This is a genomic window from Paraburkholderia sp. BR13439 (assembly GCF_040948805.1).
Classification (GTDB): Bacteria; Pseudomonadota; Gammaproteobacteria; order Burkholderiales; family Burkholderiaceae; genus Paraburkholderia; species Paraburkholderia youngii.
Map to the genome: position 1 here is coordinate 240623 of NZ_JBFPKN010000010.1, position 15821 is coordinate 256443.

The 15821-nt window shown below is 63.9% G+C and carries 17 protein-coding genes; 8 read left to right on the forward strand and 9 right to left on the reverse strand.

The annotated features are described in order from the left end of the window. The 3 genes from AB3X96_RS21245 to AB3X96_RS21255 all read right to left on the reverse strand — a co-directional run bounded on the left by AB3X96_RS21245 (position 1) and on the right by AB3X96_RS21255 (position 3835). Positions 1 to 1956 carry an aconitase family protein gene (locus tag AB3X96_RS21245; protein ID WP_368591241.1) on the reverse strand — a complete coding sequence of 652 codons (1956 nt, stop codon included), beginning with the start codon at positions 1954 to 1956 and terminating at the stop codon, positions 1 to 3. Positions 1957 to 2099: 143 nt separating this feature from the next. Next, positions 2100 to 3002, reverse strand: coding sequence for a LysR family transcriptional regulator (locus AB3X96_RS21250; protein WP_368591242.1), 903 nt, complete (start codon positions 3000 to 3002; stop codon positions 2100 to 2102). 104 nt (positions 3003 to 3106) lie between these two features. Beyond that, positions 3107 to 3835: a 2OG-Fe(II) oxygenase gene (locus AB3X96_RS21255; RefSeq protein WP_368591243.1), complete on the reverse strand. Its 729-nt coding sequence runs from the start codon at positions 3833 to 3835 to the stop codon at positions 3107 to 3109. Between the two features lie 213 nt (positions 3836 to 4048). Here AB3X96_RS21255 and AB3X96_RS21260 point away from each other — a divergent pair, with 213 nt between their 5' ends. Both AB3X96_RS21260 and AB3X96_RS21265 read left to right on the forward strand, forming a co-directional pair. After that, complete coding sequence (locus AB3X96_RS21260) at positions 4049 to 4696, forward strand: DsbA family oxidoreductase (protein ID WP_368591244.1); 648 nt, start codon at positions 4049 to 4051, stop codon at positions 4694 to 4696. 29 nt (positions 4697 to 4725) lie between these two features. Then, a complete protein-coding gene (locus AB3X96_RS21265; RefSeq protein WP_368591245.1) occupies positions 4726 to 5208 on the forward strand; it encodes a hypothetical protein in 483 nt (160 codons plus the stop codon). A 52-nt stretch (positions 5209 to 5260) separates the two neighbouring features. Here AB3X96_RS21265 and AB3X96_RS21270 read toward each other — a convergent pair whose 3' ends face one another. Further along, entirely contained in the window at positions 5261 to 5581 is a 321-nt protein-coding gene (locus AB3X96_RS21270; protein WP_008917257.1) for a pyrimidine/purine nucleoside phosphorylase, read from the reverse strand. 196 nt (positions 5582 to 5777) lie between these two features. On the opposite strand from AB3X96_RS21270, the gene AB3X96_RS21275 reads away from it, so the two are divergent. Further along, positions 5778 to 6353 carry a cysteine hydrolase family protein gene (locus tag AB3X96_RS21275; protein WP_368591246.1) on the forward strand — a complete coding sequence of 192 codons (576 nt, stop codon included), beginning with the start codon at positions 5778 to 5780 and terminating at the stop codon, positions 6351 to 6353. Between the two features lie 41 nt (positions 6354 to 6394). After that, the gene (locus tag AB3X96_RS21280) at positions 6395 to 6781 is read left to right on the forward strand and encodes a BON domain-containing protein (protein ID WP_368591247.1); all 387 of its coding nucleotides are present in this window, start codon (positions 6395 to 6397) and stop codon (positions 6779 to 6781) included. Positions 6782 to 6883: 102 nt separating this feature from the next. Here AB3X96_RS21280 and AB3X96_RS21285 read toward each other — a convergent pair whose 3' ends face one another. Next, the gene (locus AB3X96_RS21285) at positions 6884 to 7666 is read right to left on the reverse strand and encodes a hypothetical protein (RefSeq protein WP_368591248.1); all 783 of its coding nucleotides are present in this window, start codon (positions 7664 to 7666) and stop codon (positions 6884 to 6886) included. A 520-nt stretch (positions 7667 to 8186) separates the two neighbouring features. Between AB3X96_RS21285 and AB3X96_RS21290 the strand changes: the two genes are divergently transcribed. The 4 genes from AB3X96_RS21290 (at position 8187) to AB3X96_RS21305 (ending at position 12613) form a co-directional block, all read left to right on the forward strand. Beyond that, positions 8187 to 9308: an L-dopachrome tautomerase-related protein gene (locus tag AB3X96_RS21290; protein ID WP_368591249.1), complete on the forward strand. Its 1122-nt coding sequence runs from the start codon at positions 8187 to 8189 to the stop codon at positions 9306 to 9308. Between the two features lie 175 nt (positions 9309 to 9483). Continuing rightward, a complete protein-coding gene (locus AB3X96_RS21295; protein ID WP_368591250.1) occupies positions 9484 to 10689 on the forward strand; it encodes a paraquat-inducible protein A in 1206 nt (401 codons plus the stop codon). Next, a complete protein-coding gene (locus AB3X96_RS21300) occupies positions 10686 to 11981 on the forward strand; it encodes an MlaD family protein (RefSeq protein WP_368591251.1) in 1296 nt (431 codons plus the stop codon). Before AB3X96_RS21295 ends, AB3X96_RS21300 begins: the two co-directional genes overlap by 4 nt. After that, positions 11978 to 12613, forward strand: coding sequence for a membrane integrity-associated transporter subunit PqiC (locus AB3X96_RS21305; RefSeq protein ID WP_368591252.1), 636 nt, complete (start codon positions 11978 to 11980; stop codon positions 12611 to 12613). Before AB3X96_RS21300 ends, AB3X96_RS21305 begins: the two co-directional genes overlap by 4 nt. Positions 12614 to 12643: 30 nt before the next feature. Here the strand turns inward: AB3X96_RS21305 and AB3X96_RS21310 are convergent, their stop codons facing one another. From AB3X96_RS21310 to AB3X96_RS21325, 4 genes are all read right to left on the reverse strand, one after another. Then, complete coding sequence (locus AB3X96_RS21310) at positions 12644 to 13636, reverse strand: GNAT family N-acetyltransferase (protein WP_368591253.1); 993 nt, start codon at positions 13634 to 13636, stop codon at positions 12644 to 12646. Between the two features lie 132 nt (positions 13637 to 13768). Continuing rightward, positions 13769 to 14311: a hypothetical protein gene (locus AB3X96_RS21315; protein ID WP_368591254.1), complete on the reverse strand. Its 543-nt coding sequence runs from the start codon at positions 14309 to 14311 to the stop codon at positions 13769 to 13771. A 94-nt stretch (positions 14312 to 14405) separates the two neighbouring features. Then, positions 14406 to 14765, reverse strand: coding sequence for a protocatechuate 3,4-dioxygenase (locus tag AB3X96_RS21320; protein ID WP_176106500.1), 360 nt, complete (start codon positions 14763 to 14765; stop codon positions 14406 to 14408). Further along, on the reverse strand, positions 14765 to 15607 hold the full coding sequence (locus tag AB3X96_RS21325; RefSeq protein ID WP_368591255.1) for a gallate dioxygenase: 843 nt from the start codon (positions 15605 to 15607) through the stop codon (positions 14765 to 14767). The genes AB3X96_RS21320 and AB3X96_RS21325 overlap by 1 nt, the downstream gene beginning before the upstream one ends. Positions 15608 to 15821 lie beyond the last annotated feature (214 nt).

Sequence of the window (15821 nt, forward strand, 5' to 3'; positions counted from 1 at the left end):
CTAGCCGTGCGCGTGCTGCAATTGTTCGAACGTGGTGATTTTCCCGGCCAGCGCGCTCGCCGCGACCGTATACGGGCTCGCGAGCCACACGTCGCCCGGCCCCGAACGGCCGGGGAAATTACGGTTGATCGCGCTGATCGTCACATCGTTCGCGTTGGCCGATTGTCCCGGTCCGCAGTTCGCACACGAGCCGCAGCCAGGCATCACGAGCGTCACGCCCGCGCGCTCGAACACCGGCAGATAGCCCTGCTCCTCGCAATACGCGCGCACCGCCATCGTGCCGAATTGCAGATACAGACGCGTGCGCTCGGGCACGCGCAGGCCGTGCTCGACGCCCCAGCGCAGCACCTCGTGATAGAAATCGAAGTCCTCGCGCTTGCCCGCGGTGCACGAGCCGCCGTACGCGATATCGATAGCGACGTCCTGTTCGAGCCGCGGCGCCGGCACGCCGTTGCCGGGGTCGCCCGGCCGCGCGAGCATCGGTTCGATCGTGTTCGCATCGATATGAATCGTGTCGCGATAGGTCGCGCCGGCATCGCTTTTCATCCAGTCTTCCAGCACGAAATCGACGCCGCGCCGCTCCTTCAGGAACGCGACCGTGTGCTCGTCCGGCTCGACGATACCGGCGAAGCCGCCGAGCTCCGCGACCATGTTGGTCAGCGTCGCGCGTTCGTCGATCGACATCGCGCGCACCGCCGCGCCGCCGTATTCGAATACGAGGCCGATCGCGCCGCCCGAGCGGATCGCGTCCATCCGCAGCAGATGCAGCACGACGTCCTTCGCGGTCACGCCGTCGCGCAACTGGCCGTCGATTTCGATGCGCAGCGTCTCCGGCACCTTGCAGCGCACGTAGCCGGTGACCCAGCTATTGGCGATTTCGGTCGCGCCCGCGCCGAACGCGAGGCAGCCGAGCGCGCCCGAATGCGGCGTGTGCGAATCGGTGCCGCACGCGACCTGCCCCGGCAGCGCGTATTGCTCGGCCATCAACGCATGACAGATGCCCTCGGAGCCGGGCACGCCATCGAGCGCGCCGTGCGAGCGCACCGGGTAGTCGCGTGAAAACGACGTGTGGCCTTCCATCAGATCCGCGACGCCCGGCAGCAGACCGTCGCGCACGTGCGGGATGCTCTGCGGCGCGAGCACCAGATGGTCCTGGAACGCGATGATGTAATCGGGCGCATGCAGCGGCGCGGGCTTGCCGAACGCGCGATGCATCAGATGCGCGCACATGCCGGTGAAATAGTCGTGGCTGAAGCGCCAGTCGGCTGCGATGAACACGCCGTCGCCGCGCTGCGCGCTGGCGGTACCGGGGTGCAGATGACGGTCGATGATTTTCTCGACCAGCGTTTTCGGCTCGGCGCACGGCGCGTCGTTCGGGGCAGCGCTCGCACGCTCTGCCGGCGCGGGCCAGTCCGCGAACTTGCTATACGCGAGCAAGCCGCCGCTGCGGATGATTTGCTGGGTGAGCGCGTCGCGGCCCTTCAGGAATTCGTCGATCGGCACCGCTTCGCCCGCTAGCAGGCGATCCAGCACGGAAAAATCCGTCGTGGTCAGAATGCCGATGTTGTCGCAGTTCTGCTGATAGATACGCTCGAAGCTTTCGGCAACGATAAGGCGAATACCTGCGGACAATTCCGCGAGCGGGCTCGATTCGCGCGACGAGCCCTTGCCGTAGCGCTTGCCCGCCACCGTCACGCGAAAGCCGCCGTCCTTCACCGCGTTGCGGCCGATCGGCAGACGTTCGCCCGCCTTGAAGCCGACGTACGGGTACCGGCCAAGGCGCTCGTCGTAGGTGAGCATCACGGTGACGGGCGTGATCTCGTCGGTCGACACGTTGTCGCGCAACGGTCCCGCCGTCTCGCGCGTGAAGTTTTCGCCGGCCAGTTGCGCCTCGATCACGGCCGGGTCTTGCGACAGGTACAGCACGCGGCCGTCCAAACGAATCGTATCGCTCATCACTGCATTCTCCTTGCGCCCACTATACGGCGCGCAAGGCCGCCGCCGAAGTGCCGGTGCGGCAACGCTGCCGTCTCGTTTCGCGAATGCTCGACTGTGAGCCGCGGCGCGGCGTGCGTGCGTGCGTGCGTGCGAGGGATTGTCTAAGGCTGATTGCCGAGGAACGACACCAGCGCGGCCGCGCTCGCGCTCAACTGCTCGCGCGCCTTGAAGATGATGATCAGATGACGCTCGGCCCAAGCATCGGCAAGCGGCAGCAGCCGCACGTCGAGCGTGTTCACGTAGAGCAGGCCGACTGGCTCGGGCACGATCGCGATGCCGAGCCCCGCATGCACCATGCGGCACAGCGCATCGAGACTGCTCACGCGCATCCGCACGTCGAGCTGCCGGCCCGCGCTCGCCGCCTGCTGCGCGAGCAAGCGTGTGAGCGCGCTTTCGCTGCGCAGGCCGACGAAGCTGTCGTGCAACAGATCGTCGAAGCTCACCCGTGCGGCGCTAGCGAGCCGATGCCCGCCCGGCACGAGCACCGCGAGCCGGTCCTGCCGGTACGGCACCTGCTCGAACGCCTCGCTGCCCGCGACCGGATTGCAGATGCCGAAGTCCGCGCCATGTTCGTCGACGATACGCAGCACGTCCGCGCTGTTTTCTTCTTCGAGTTCGATCGATACATCCGGGAACGCGCGGCCGAACGCGGCGACGTCTTCGGGCAGAAACTGCACGATCGACGACAGATTCGCGACCACCCTCACGCGCCCTTTGACGCCCGTCGAAAAGCGCGACAACTCCGCGCTCATCTGCTCGATATTGCCAATGATCGCGAGCGCGTAGCGCAGCACGGTCTCGCCGACCGGCGTCACGGTAATGCCGCGCGACTGCCGCTGAATCACCGGCAGGCCGATCAGCGCCTCGATCTCGGCGATGCGCCGGCTCACCGCCGACGACGCGATGAACTCGCGCTCCGCCGCGCGCGCGATATTGCGCTCGTGGCAAACGGCGACGAACAGACGCAGCGAAGTGAGATCGAGTTTCTTGAGCAGGTTTTCCATGGGACGAGATGACGGGCCTGACGACAATGGCGGCGGATCGCTGGAATCGTGGACCTTATCGTCTCACGGCGCGCAGTGTTGCGCCATTGCGCCGGCCTCGATCCTCACAGCGCATCATGAAAGATGATGCCGACCGTATGCCGATGCCCCGAACGCAAGCGGCTAACGCCATGCCGCAGATTCACGCGATACGGCCCGCGCGTGCCCTGCACCGGCCGGCTGTTCACGGTGAACACGACCGCGTCGCCCTTCGCGAGCGGCACGACTTCGGCGCGCGACTGCATGCGCGGACGCTGCTCGGTCATCACGAACTCGCCGCCCGTGAAGTCGCGCCCCGGCTCCGACAGCAGCACCGCGACCTGTAGCGGGAACACGTGTTCGCCGTACAAATCCTGATGCAGGCAGTTGTAATCGCCCTCGCCGTATTGCAGGATCAGCGGCGTCGGACGCACCTGGCCGGCGTCATGGCAGCGTCGAATGAATTCCGCGTGCTTCGGCGGATAGCGCACGTCGATGCCCATCGCCCTATTCCAGCGGTTCGCGACCGGCACGAGGTGCGGATACAGCGCGCCGCGCAAGCCGTCGACGAGCGGCGGCAGCGGATATGCGAAGTACTTGTATTCGCCGCGGCCGAAGCCGTGGCGCGCCATTACGATGCGGCTGCGAAACAGCGCATCGCGCGGATAAAGCGCGCTCAGCGCGTCGCATTCGCGCGGAGTCAACAGTTGCGGCACGGCGGCGCAGCCGTACTGATCCAGATCGTGTTCGATCCGCGGCCAGTCGAGGGCGTCGACGCGTTGGTCGATCGTTTGGGTGGGAGCGATTGCGTTCATCGTCGATGAGTGCGCGGCGGGGCTCGTTACCCGCGCCGTGAAAGTAGATAGCTCGATGAGCTTAGTGTACGAGCGTGGCGGCGGGAAAACACTCCGGGTCTTGCGGTCAAATTCGGCAGCACTGCACGGGGGCACGATTCACGCTACGCTGTCGGTATCGTTGCAGCCGCATTCGCACGGCCGCAACACGATTCGTTATCTCCAGGGACAACCATGAAACAGCAGCTCACCATCGATTTTGTTTCCGACATCGCCTGCCCGTGGTGCGCGATCGGCCTGTCGTCGCTGCAACTCGCGCTCGCGCGGCTTCAGGACAAGATCGATGCGCGCATCGTCGTGCATCCGTTCGAATTGAATCCGCAGATGGGACCGGACGGCGAAGACATCGTCGAGTATCTCGGCAAGAAATACGGCCGCACGGCCGCGCAGATCGCCGAAACGCAAGCGATGATCCGCGAACGCGGCGCGAGCGTCGGCTTCGATTTCGGTCCGCGCACCCGTACCTACAACACGTTCGATGCGCACCGCCTGCTGCATTGGGCCGGCCTGAAAGGCCAACAGTTGCCGCTGAAGCTCGCGCTATTGCGCGCGTATCACGCCGACGGCAAGAATCCGGGCAATCATGACGTGCTGGTCGAGGCGGCACAGTCGGTCGGACTCGACGCCAGTGAGGCGCGCGAAGTGCTGACGAGCGGCGCGTATGCCACTGAAGTGCGTGAAGCGGAAAAGAACAATCAGGAAATGGGCATTCAATCGGTGCCGTCGATCATTTTCAACCGCCGCTATCTGGTGACGGGCGGCCAACCGGTCGAGCAATTCGTGCAGGTGATCGAGGAGATTCTGGCAAAAGAGACGGCCTGAGACCCTGCCAATTGCGAATGGAGCCCACATTGCACGCGCTGACGGCTTTAACAAAAAGAAGCTGGAACGAGGTGCCCCGATGGGGGCTGATAATCGGCGGCGCGGCAATCATGTTTTTCGGGCAGATCGCGCTGGTATTGGCTCAATACGCGCTGTGGGGCGCGCCGGCGCCGCATAAAATCCCGCTCGCCGATAAACCGATCCTGGTTCAGCTGTTTTTTATCGTGATCCTGATGCCGTTGCTGGAGACGATCGTCGGACAATGGCTGCCCATTCGGCTCATTAACGGCGTTTTTCGTTGGTCGTGGCGGGTTGCCGCGGTGGGGTCGATTGCGTTGTTCACGCTGATGCACGGTTACGTCGATCGTACGGTCGTGTCGATTCTATTGGGTGCGGTGGTGCTGGCGGCGGTGTTCATCGTCGAAGCGAAGCGTAAGGGACGGCCCGTTCTGTGCACCTGGCTCACGCATGCACTCGCGAATGCTTGCGTGTTGTCGCTTCAACACATTTGAGCAGGGATGGCTCAGGCCCATTGCCCGAGCCATCACGCGCGCCTTAAACCGTTTACAGATAGCTGCAAACGTAGTCGAGCGTTTCGACCACATCGATATCGAAGCGGCTCTTGCCCGGCACCGAGAACGATTCGCCCGCGCCATAGGTCTTCCACTCGTCGCTGCCGTCGAGACGGATACGGCACTTGCCCGCCTGCACTTCCATCAGTTCCGGCGCGTCGGTGCCGAAGTTCAGCGTGCCGGGCAGGATCACGCCGAGCGTCTTACGCGTGCCGTCGGCGAACAGCACGGTGTGCGACACGCACTTGCCGTCGAAGTACACATTGGCTCGTTTGACAACAGAAACCTGATCGAATTGCGTTGCAGCCGTCATGGCGGTCTTCCTCTGGGTCATCGTGAATGGATGCGTTGCGGCCGACTGGGCGCGGCAGACGGCGCGCGGTCCGCGCAAGCCGCCCGCGCGAGGCTCCGGTCCGGGCGCGAGCCCGCCATCATACAGGCTATTGATGGCGCCAATACGGTAAAGTCTGCCAGAAGCATATCGACACCTACACAGACTCATTCGACCGATGCGCTCTTCCGCTCCTTCCGCCGGCGCCGTACTGTTGCTGATCGATCTGCAACGCGCGATCGATCATCCGAGTTGGGGCGAACGCAACAATCCCGCAGCCGAAAAGCAGGTGAGCCGCCTGCTCGAGCATTGGTGCAGCCGGAGTTGGCCGGTGTGGCATGTGCGGCACGACTCGACGGAGCCTGGGTCGCACTATTGGCCGGGTCAGCCGGGACACGAATTCAAGGCGTCGAACGTGCCGTTGCCCGGCGAGCCGGTGATCGCGAAACGCACCAATAACGCGTTCATCGGCACCGGATTGGAAGACCGCCTGCACGCCGCCGGCCACACGACCCTTGTCGTGGCGGGTGTCATCACCAACAACTCGGTTGAGGCCACGGTGCGGATGGCCGGCAATCTCGGCTTCGATACCTATCTCGTGGCCGACGGATGTTTCACTTTTGCACGGGCCGACTGGAACGGAACGCTGCGCAGTGCCGACGACGTCCATGCGATGTCGCTGGCGAATCTCGATCAAGAGTACTGCACGGTCGTCACCACGGACGCGCTATTGGACAACCGGCAACCGCATTAGCCGGAACCCATATACGGCCAATTTCCGGTACAGGAGGAGATGTGAGTAAAGTCAGCGTGAACAACATAATGGGCGCAATTGCCGCGGCAGCGATTGCGATCGGCACTGCGACCGGTGCGAATGCACAAACTGGTGGCGGCATGCCGAACGAGGCTTCCGCGCAAGGCCAATCCATCGCGGCGTCGCCGGCTCGCAACAGGCCCGATAGCGAACTCGCGCGCGACGTGCGGCGCGCTCTCGCACGCACACCGAACCTGCATGCGACGGCGATTCACGTGCAAGCCCGCCGCGGTATCGTGACGCTGACCGGTTGGGTGCCGCAGCGCGCCCAGGTGCAACGCGCGGGCAGTGTCGCGAGATCGGTGCGCGGAGTCCGGCAGGTGATCAACCATCTGAATGTGCGCACCAGAGGAGCCAGCGGTCACTAGCACAAAGCGAATAAAAGAAAGTACTCAGCCCGGCACGAATGCGCCGGGCTGAGTACTTTGTATCGACCATTCAATCGATGCGCGAGTATTCGCCGCAATACCTCAACGCCACATACGATAGCCATACACCGGCGGCGCGCGATACGCATAAACGCGCGGCTGCGCCCAATAGACCGGCGGATGATAAACCTGATAAGCGACAGGCGCGACTGGTTGAATCACCGTTTCCACGACCTGCGGCATTTCTTCGTATTGCGCCTGCGGATAAACCGGCACGTACTGCACGGGTGGCTGCGGGTAGTCCTGCCGCACATACACCGGCTGGTTGTCGTAGACCGGTTGCATCTGCGCGTAGGCCGGCGCCTGCTGGTATTGCATTGGCGGCGGCGCGTATTGCGGCTGCTGGTAGACCTGCTGATATTGCTGTTGCGGCGGCGGCGGTTGCGGCACCTGACGCTGCGCGTACGGGAGCGGCTGCGGCTTCTGAGGCTGCGGCGGAATGCTCGTGTACTTCGAGTTGTCGTCTTCGGGGACGCCCGGCGGCAGCGGCGGCACGTCGACCCGCGCGACGTCGGTCTTCGCGGGTTGCCGCTGACCATGATTGTGCGAATCGATCATTGCCTGGTAGTCGGCCTGATCCTGCTTGCCGCGATTGATATAGCCGTTGCGATATGCGCGGGCCACGTCAGACATCTTCGCATTCGGATCTTCTTTCATGCCGTCCGCATTGACCTTGTACTCGTTCGGACTGAGCGAGCCGGCCGGCACCGCGTCGTCGGACGCATACGCCGCTTCGGGTCCGTCGGCCCACGCTGGATAACACTGCAGCGTTAGCACCGAAGCGACCGTCGTCACCCCGAGCCCCCAAAGCGCACTTGTTCTCATGATCCACCTCGCGGCCGATTAAGAGTGTATTGAAAGCCGAATTTATACTTGCAGGCGTGGCTATTTCTCTGCGCGTGCAATTGTTATTTTCTAGCACATTCCTTTGACGCCGGCATTATTTTTTCTTTGCAAATGAGCGGTGTAGCGCACGACTGACACGGCGGGTCCCAATGCGAGGCAGGACAAACCCTGAGGGTCAAAGTTGCCGAAATGGACTGCCTGCTACGGCGACTCCGCCTGCTGCCGCGAAGCAATTCTTTTTGCCATGAATCACGTGGCACCTACACGGTCTTTTAACGCGCCAGCCCGCATCGAGCACTGCGCGACAACTCGGCTTTCCCTATTGCGCGACCTGCCATTCTCTGCTCGCGCGAAACTCAAACAATATGCATAAAGAACGCTCCGCAAATTCAAGTTGAATACCTTCCGAAAGATTCGCGGATTACGATCTACTTTATCGTTGCACGCGGCATTCGCTTTGCTGAGTACGGACATTTCCACTCTGCCCGGGAGGCAGCCCATGAAAGACTCCGTCACGCCACCCGCCGCGGATCGGGTTCCGCTGACCGCCGCGCCTGCATCGAGCACCGGTGACGAGGGCTCGCGGCCGCATCTACGCGAGATTGCGTCGTTCGGGCATCAGGTGACCGGGGTGGCCGTCGCCGCGGACGGACGCATCTTCGTCAACTTCCCGCGCTGGACCGAAGACACGCCGATCTCCGTCGGCGTACTCACGCCCGATGGCGACGTTCGTCCTTACCCCGACGATCGCTGGAACGGCTGGCGCAACGCCAGGCGTGACGAGTTGAACCCGCAGGATCGCTGGGTCTGCGTGCAGGCAATGCTGTGCGATTCGCAAAACAACCTGTGGGTACTCGACCCCGGCGCGCCGGCCCAGTCCTTCGTCGCGCCGGGCGCCCCCAAACTGGTCCGCATCGATCTTGCGACCGATAGCGTCGTCGGCTGCATCGCGTTCACGCCCGAGCTCGCGCCGCAGGGCAGTTATCTGAATGACGTGCGCATCAGTCCCGACGGCCGGTTCGCCTACATCACGGACTCCGGAACACGCGGCGCGATCGTGGTGGTCGATCTCGGCACCGGTCAAGCGCGCCGCGTGCTCGACGGGCATCCATCGACGCAAATGGAGCCGAGCGTCACCGTGCATGCAGGCGGCGCACCATTGCGGCGTCCCGATGGACGCGGCGTCGAATTTTCGGCCGACGGCATCGCGCTGACTCGCGATGGACTGTATCTGTACTGGCAGGCCTTGAAGGGCAAAACGCTTTACCGCGTCCCCACCGAAGCGCTTCGCGATACAGCGCTCGCGGCCGACGATGTCGGCAACCGCGTCGAGAAAGTGCTCGAGCATCGCCCCGCCGACGGGCTGCATATCGACCGCGCGGGACGCCTGCTGATTACCGCGGTGGAGGAACACGCGGTGAAGGTATGGGACGGCGCGACCTTGACGACGCTGCTGCACGAGCGCGGCCTGCGCTGGCCGGATACGTTCGCTGAAGGGCCGGACGGCACGATCTACCTGACCGATTCGCGCATTCCCGAGATGAACTGGTTCAAGCCGGGCCATCCGGACGCGCTGCCTTCGAGGCTGCTGATCATTTCGGACGCCGCTCCCTCAGCGTAGCCGGACACCAAACCGGGCACGCGCAATGCTAGTGGAGGAGATGGAGCTGGCGCGTGCCAGCGCGCCTGCCGTGCATTCACGCGCCAACTGGCGCCGGGGGTCGAGGGATGATCGGCGAAACCTCATTCGCAACGCACTGCCCGCCTGAAAACGGACAGCCGATGGAGAACGTCGCATGACGATCGGCTGCCCCGAATGCGGCGCGCTCGAAGACATCCCGCCGCTCGCCGCACATACCTACGCGCGCTGCCGCGCCTGTCACTTTCCGCTCGAGCGGCGTAACGGGCGAAGCCAGACCGCGGCGCTCGCCTGCGCGAGCGCAACCTTCGTGCTGCTGTTTCCGGCCAATCTCGCGCCGCTGATGTACGTGCACATGCTCGGCGCCGAGCACTCGTCAGTGCTGTCGTCGGGCATCGTGCAGATGTGGAACGACGGCTGGTTCATCCTCGCGGTACTGCTCGGCACCTTCGGCATCGTGCTGCCATTCGTCCGCTTTGGCGGCCTCGTGGCCGTCCTCGTCGCGCTGCAACTCGGCTGGCGTACCAGGGCAATCGGCGCGCTGTTTCGCTGGACCACCTCGCTCGATATCTGGGCCATGCCCGACGTCTATCTGGTCGGCTGCTTCGTCGGCTACGCGCGCGTGACGCAGAATCTGACCGGCACGATCGCCCCAGGCGGCTACTGTTTCATCGCCGCGGCGCTATTGTCGATGCTCACGCGCGCGGCGCTCGATCGAAGAACCGTGTGGCGCGCGATTGCCACGGACAACGATCTGCCGGAACACGAAGCGCCGCTGTCCTGCACGGTTTGCGATCTGGTCGTGCCGATGTCGCAGGAGGGCCGTCCCTGCCCTCGCTGCGCGCTGACGTTGCGCGCTCGCAAAACCGACGCCGTCGTGCGCGCGGCTGCGCTGTCGCTCGCCGCGCTCGTACTGACGATCCCGGCCAACGTCTTTCCGATGACCAGTTCGATGCAACTCGGACAGATCGAGTCAACCAGGATCATCGACGGCGTCTACCAGCTGTTCCACGTGGGCCTGTGGCCGCTCGGCATCCTGATCATCTGCACGAGCATCGTCATTCCGGTGGCGAAGATTGTCGGCATGGGCTGGTTCATCGTCTCCGTGCGGCGCCGTTCGCGCCGGCATCTGCGGGTCAAGGCGCATCTGTATCGCCTGATCGACGAACTCGGACGTTGGTCGTTCGTCGACGTGTTCACGATCGCCGCGTTCGTGCCGCTGATCCAGTTCGACGGCATTGCGTCGGCCAGACCGGCCATCGGCGCCACCGCGTTCGCGCTGGTCGTATTCCTGACGATGGCCGCTTCGCGCGCATTCGATCCGCGCCTGATGTGGGACGTTCACCCGCGGAGCAAGCGATGAGCGGCACGCGTCCCCGTCGTTCGCAAGCCCAGGTACGGCACAGCCCGTGGCCCGGCTGGATCTGGGCGGTGCCGATCGCAGCCTTCGCGATGGCCGGATGGCTCGGCGTTCGCGCGCTGACGCATCAGGACGAGACGGTCACGGTCACCTTCGACAACGCATACGGCATGAAGCCCGACGATACGATCGTCACGCTGCGCGGCGTGAAGGTCGGCGCCGTCTCGGAGATCACGCTCGCGCCTGATGGCCAGCACGTGCAAGCCGAGCTCAAGATAGATCGCGCCGAAAAAAAGTATCTGCGCAGCGAGACGAAGTTTTTTCTGCGCGGAGCCCACGTGGACCTCAACGACCCAGCGTCGCTCAAGGGCGTGCTGTCCGGCCCCGAGATCGTGATGGAGCCCGGACCCGGCAAACCGGCGTCGCGGTTCGACGGAGTCGATCGCCGCCCGGCGCTCGCACCGGGACACGGCCCGGTCGTCACTTATCTGGTGCGCTTCGACGGTGCGGTGGGCGACCTGAAGAGTGGTGCCGACGTGCAATTGCGCGGCTTCGACGTGGGCACCGTCACCAGCGTGCGCCTGAACTACGACGCACGCACGGGCGCGCTGAGCACCCCGGTGCAGATCGCGCTGAACCCGTCGCAGCTCGGCATCGTCGGCGCGCCGCCGCCGGCCAACGGCGACTGGCGCCCGCTCGTCGACGGCATGCTCGCCCGTCTCGTCGCCACGGGCTTGCGCGCGCGCCTGTCGCAGGATCCGCCGGTCGTCGGCGCGGACAAGATCACCCTCGACTTCGTGCAAGGCGCGCCGGTCGCGACGCTCGCCAGCGAGGACGGCCTGCCCGTCATTCCGAGTGTCGCCGCCGCGAATCTCGACACGACGATGGCGAAGGCCAACGAGGTGATCCAGAAAATCGACGATCTTCCGATCCGGCAAACCGGCGAACAGGTGCGCAGTATCGCCGCGCATATCAACGCGCTCAGTTCCTCGCCGCAAATCAAGGACAGCCTGACGCACATCGATCACTCCGTCGCGCAGATCGATCACACGTTGCAGCAGGTCTCGCCGCAAATCGGTCCGCTCGTCGCGCAACTGCGCGACACAGCGAACGCGGCGGATCGCACCGTTGCCGCGGCGAACCGTACGCTAGGCGGCGATGCGTCGAGCCAGAACGACCTGCCTGCCGCGATGCAGGAGCTAACGGACACCGCGCGCTCGATTCGGGCACTGGCCGACTATCTGGACCGCCACCCCGAGGCGCTGATCCACGGCAGGCAGCAGGAGATTCAATGATGACGAGGTCCACGCTTCGCATCGGACGCGCCGTCGTGGCATCGCTCACGACGAGCGTCTGGACGGCGGCGCTTGTCGTCTGCGTCGCCGCGATGACGCTCGCCGGATGCGGTCACAGCATGCCGACGCGCTATGTGACGTTGAACCCGATGCCCGCCGACGCCCCGCCAGCCACGGCGCCGATGCCGCCGATTCAACTGACCGCCGTGCACATTCCCGCGGTGCTCGATCGGCTCGAAGTCGTCACGCTGGCTTCGCAGAACCGTCTCACGATCGACGATAGCGACCGGTGGGGCGCACCGCTCGCTCAAATGATGCGCAAAACGCTTGCCGAGGACTTGCTCACGCGGCTGCCCGCCGGGTCGTTCGTCGTGCCGGATGCGCCCGCGCCACCAGGCACGCGCAGGCTGGTCGTCACCGTGTTGAACGCGACGGCCAACGCGAGCGGCACGCTGACCTTGCAGGCGGAGTGGACCCTGTTGAACGGGCATTCGGATCAGGCGCCGCTGCGGCAGCAAGTGACGCTCGATTCTGCGATCGACGGACACGATGCGCTCGCGCAGGCGGCCGCGTTGAGCCGCATTCTCGCCGACCTGGCCGACCGGATCGCGGCGTCGGTCGTCGCGCATTGAGCGAAGCGGTCTGGTTCGCTTCTCGGTCGATCACTGGGTACCGGTACCGCCTTTCATTGCGGAAATCCGGTCGAAACGCTGCTCGACGACGCGTGTTCCCCATTGCTCCCCTTCCGATTCGTCGCTCAGCCGAAAGCCGAACGACTCGTACAGATGACGCGCCGCGTCGAGCCCCTGGAAAGTCCATAAATAGGTTTCGTCAAAGCGCTCGTCGACGAAACGCATCGCATGCGCCAGCAATTGCCGCCCGATCCCGGAGCCGCGCAAGGAATCGTCGACGATGAACCAGCGCAAATGCGCGACACGGGTGCCGCCATCCCCATCGATCACGACAGACGCGAGCGTTCGGCCGTTTTCGACGTAAAGCCAAAGCCCTTTCCCTTCTGCCGGCAATGCGGCCGCGAACTCCGCCAGTTCCGTCGCGACCTTCTTTTCGAAGAATGCGCCGAAACCCCAGTGCTGCGCGTAATAGCGCCCATGCAGACTCGCGATATCGCCGATACAGCCGGGTTGGTAGCCTTCCACGATTCCCGCGGACCCCGCTTCCGTCGCAGGAAGCTTGCTGACCTCGCCATGCGCGAGGGCGTCCGCATAAAGCGCGAGAGAACGGATCAGCGCCTGCTGGTCGGCGGGAACCATGCGCCGCAGCGCGCCGGACACGCGATCGGTCGCGAACCGGTCGATCTTCTTGCGCAGCTTCTGACCTTCGGCCGTCAGGTACAACTCGGAAGATCGGGCATCGTCGGCGCAGATCGTACGCTCGACCAGTCCGCTCGCTTCGAGCTTTGCGATCTGCCGGCTCGTATTCGATTTGTCGAGCCGCAGGATGGTCGCGAGATCTTTGGCGCTGATGCCCGGCGACATGCCGATCTCGATTACCGCATGCACGGCCGAGGGCGCCAGGTCGCTGTCGGCGAGCGTCGTACGCATGAAACCGAGTTCGCGAACCAGGCGGCGGGAAAACTCGCGCAGTTCGAGAATCGTCGTGTCGCGAGGCTTGGCGGGGGCTTCGATCAGATCCATGATGGCGCTCACATATCAGTTGCGTTGCGCAATTAATATAGTTGCGACCCCGCAACTTAAGCAAACGCTAAGTTGCAATCGGAAGCGTTGCAACGCAGCATCGAACCCGGCTTGCTTTTGCGTACAACCTCATCAATAGTGCCGCTCTTCCATCATCCGCTTGACGGTCAACGCCAACGGCACGGTGAAGAAGATGTGCGACATGAACCCGCCGATAATCACGGCCGGGTCGAAATAATCCGGATGGTTATCCGACGCGATCATGATCGCGGCATGCATGACGATCCACGCAAATACCGCATAGAACAGCGCAACCAGCGTCGCTTCATAGCCGCGCCGCCGGAAGTACGGCCAGATCGCGGCGAACAGCACGCCCCACGCGATCGCGAAGAAAAAATGAATGCCGGTGCCGACGATATACGCCCAGATGCCGAGCGAGGCCTGCACGTCTTTGCCGAACACGAGCCCCGTCGCATTGCGCGGAATGCCGGCAAGCGGCATCAAATGCTGAGCGCCGACCCAGACGAGCGCTTCGTAAATCCAGATCACCACGGCGCCGACCAGGCCGCCGATCACGCCGGCGCGCAACATCGCCCCGCGTTCGAGTGCACCGGACTCCGCGAGTCTTGGCCGCCGGTCCAAATTCCCTTCGCTGATGCCGAACTTGCCGACCATCTCTACTCTCCTCGAACGGACTACACATCGGAACTTCAAATCGGAATGCCCAGCGGACAGTGCTGCTTCGTTGCGCGCCTTCGATGCCCGGCCTTTAAACGGCGTCGGGTACCTGGCGGGTCTTCAGAAACTCTTCGAGCGTTTCGCCACGCATGCTTGCATACACGCCGAGATTGGTGATCTTCACCACGCGCGCGAACTTCTCGAGCACGAAGAAAGACACCCCATAGCGGATCAGACCGATCCAGTCGGTGTTGTCGACCAGCGCGCGCTCTTCCGGCGTCAGGCCGGCCGCATCGTAAGCGGCGGTGCGATTTTCGAGCCACAGCGCGCGCGCCGATGCTTCGCGCATCTGCCAGAAAAAGCGGTTCAGGCGCATCGCCTTCATGCTCTGGCGGATATCGAACGGATACGTGCCGGTCAATTCTTCGACGCCAACCAGTTGCGGATTCATTACGCCACCTCTCCTTCGTAGATCGTCACGGCCATCGCGGTGCTGGTCGCAAGGTAGTAGCTGCGATGCAACTCGCGGACCTTCTGGCCGAGCGCGCCGCGCATCGCGAGCCACATGATCGTCTCGACGCTTTCCGCGCCGCCGAGGCGCACGTAGTCGACGTGCTTCATCCTGGCAAGACGCTCCGGATCGTTGACGATCAGGTCGAGGAACTCCATGTCCCATTCGGTGTTGTTGAAGCCGCTGCGCTCGCCATGCACCTGGTGCGACAGCCCGCCCGTGCCGACCACCGCGACCTTCAGATCCTGTTCGAACGATTCGATCGCGCGACGCAGCGCCTGGCCGAGCCGGTAGCAGCGATTCGCGGTGGGTAGCGGATACTGCAGCACGTTGACTTCGAGCGGCACCAGCGACAGCGGCCAGCCGCCCTGATGCGGCAGCATCAGCGAGAGCGGCGAATTGACGCCGTGATCGAGCGCGCGGTCCTGGAAGACGGTCAGATCGAACTCGTCGGCGACCAGTTGCTCGACGATATGAATCGCCAGATCCGGGTGGCCGGCGATGTCCGGCAGCGGACGCTTGCCCGCGCCTTCATCCGCGAATTCGTGATTGGGCGACACGCCGAGCGCGAAAGTCGGATAGCAATCGAAGAAAAAGCTGTTCGCGTGATCGTTGTAGAACATCACCATCACGTCGGGCTTCTGCTCGGCCAGCCACTGCGCCACCGGTTCATAACCCTTGAACATCGGCGCCCATGCCGGTTCATTCTGCTTGCCCTTGTCGTACGCCAACCCGATCGTGGGTACATGGGACGTGCCAATACCACCGATGATCCTTGCCATATTCGTTCTCTTCCGTCACTTCGTGCTGCTGCCAATCGGATAGGTCGCCTGGCTTACCGCGCTAGTCACCGCGACCGTCTTGGGATACAAAGATAGAAATTGTGCCTCGATACGTGAAGTACGGGTATACCTCGAGTCGTGCCGGAATGGTGGGTAAAAACCCGGTATGCGGGCGCCCGGCGAGCCGATGAACCCCGTCGCGACCCACGCCGCG

Excerpts from the sequence above, each read along its gene's own strand:
- AB3X96_RS21325 (WP_368591255.1), bottom strand. The coding sequence starts at position 15,607 with ATGGCAAGGATCATCGGTGGTATTGGCACGTCCCATGTACCCACGATC.
- AB3X96_RS21305 (WP_368591252.1), top strand. The coding sequence starts at position 11,978 with ATGATGACGAGGTCCACGCTTCGCATCGGACGCGCCGTCGTGGCATCG.
- AB3X96_RS21270 (WP_008917257.1), bottom strand. The coding sequence starts at position 5,581 with ATGACGGCTGCAACGCAATTCGATCAGGTTTCTGTTGTCAAACGAGCC.
- AB3X96_RS21310 (WP_368591253.1), bottom strand. The coding sequence starts at position 13,636 with ATGGATCTGATCGAAGCCCCCGCCAAGCCTCGCGACACGACGATTCTC.
- AB3X96_RS21290 (WP_368591249.1), top strand. The coding sequence starts at position 8,187 with ATGAAAGACTCCGTCACGCCACCCGCCGCGGATCGGGTTCCGCTGACC.
- AB3X96_RS21295 (WP_368591250.1), top strand. The coding sequence starts at position 9,484 with ATGACGATCGGCTGCCCCGAATGCGGCGCGCTCGAAGACATCCCGCCG.
- AB3X96_RS21300 (WP_368591251.1), top strand. The coding sequence starts at position 10,686 with ATGAGCGGCACGCGTCCCCGTCGTTCGCAAGCCCAGGTACGGCACAGC.
- AB3X96_RS21255 (WP_368591243.1), bottom strand. The coding sequence starts at position 3,835 with ATGAACGCAATCGCTCCCACCCAAACGATCGACCAACGCGTCGACGCC.
- AB3X96_RS21275 (WP_368591246.1), top strand. The coding sequence starts at position 5,778 with ATGCGCTCTTCCGCTCCTTCCGCCGGCGCCGTACTGTTGCTGATCGAT.
- AB3X96_RS21315 (WP_368591254.1), bottom strand. The coding sequence starts at position 14,311 with ATGGTCGGCAAGTTCGGCATCAGCGAAGGGAATTTGGACCGGCGGCCA.
- AB3X96_RS21250 (WP_368591242.1), bottom strand. The coding sequence starts at position 3,002 with ATGGAAAACCTGCTCAAGAAACTCGATCTCACTTCGCTGCGTCTGTTC.
- AB3X96_RS21285 (WP_368591248.1), bottom strand. The coding sequence starts at position 7,666 with ATGAGAACAAGTGCGCTTTGGGGGCTCGGGGTGACGACGGTCGCTTCG.
- AB3X96_RS21245 (WP_368591241.1), bottom strand. The coding sequence starts at position 1,956 with ATGAGCGATACGATTCGTTTGGACGGCCGCGTGCTGTACCTGTCGCAA.
- AB3X96_RS21320 (WP_176106500.1), bottom strand. The coding sequence starts at position 14,765 with ATGAATCCGCAACTGGTTGGCGTCGAAGAATTGACCGGCACGTATCCG.
- AB3X96_RS21260 (WP_368591244.1), top strand. The coding sequence starts at position 4,049 with ATGAAACAGCAGCTCACCATCGATTTTGTTTCCGACATCGCCTGCCCG.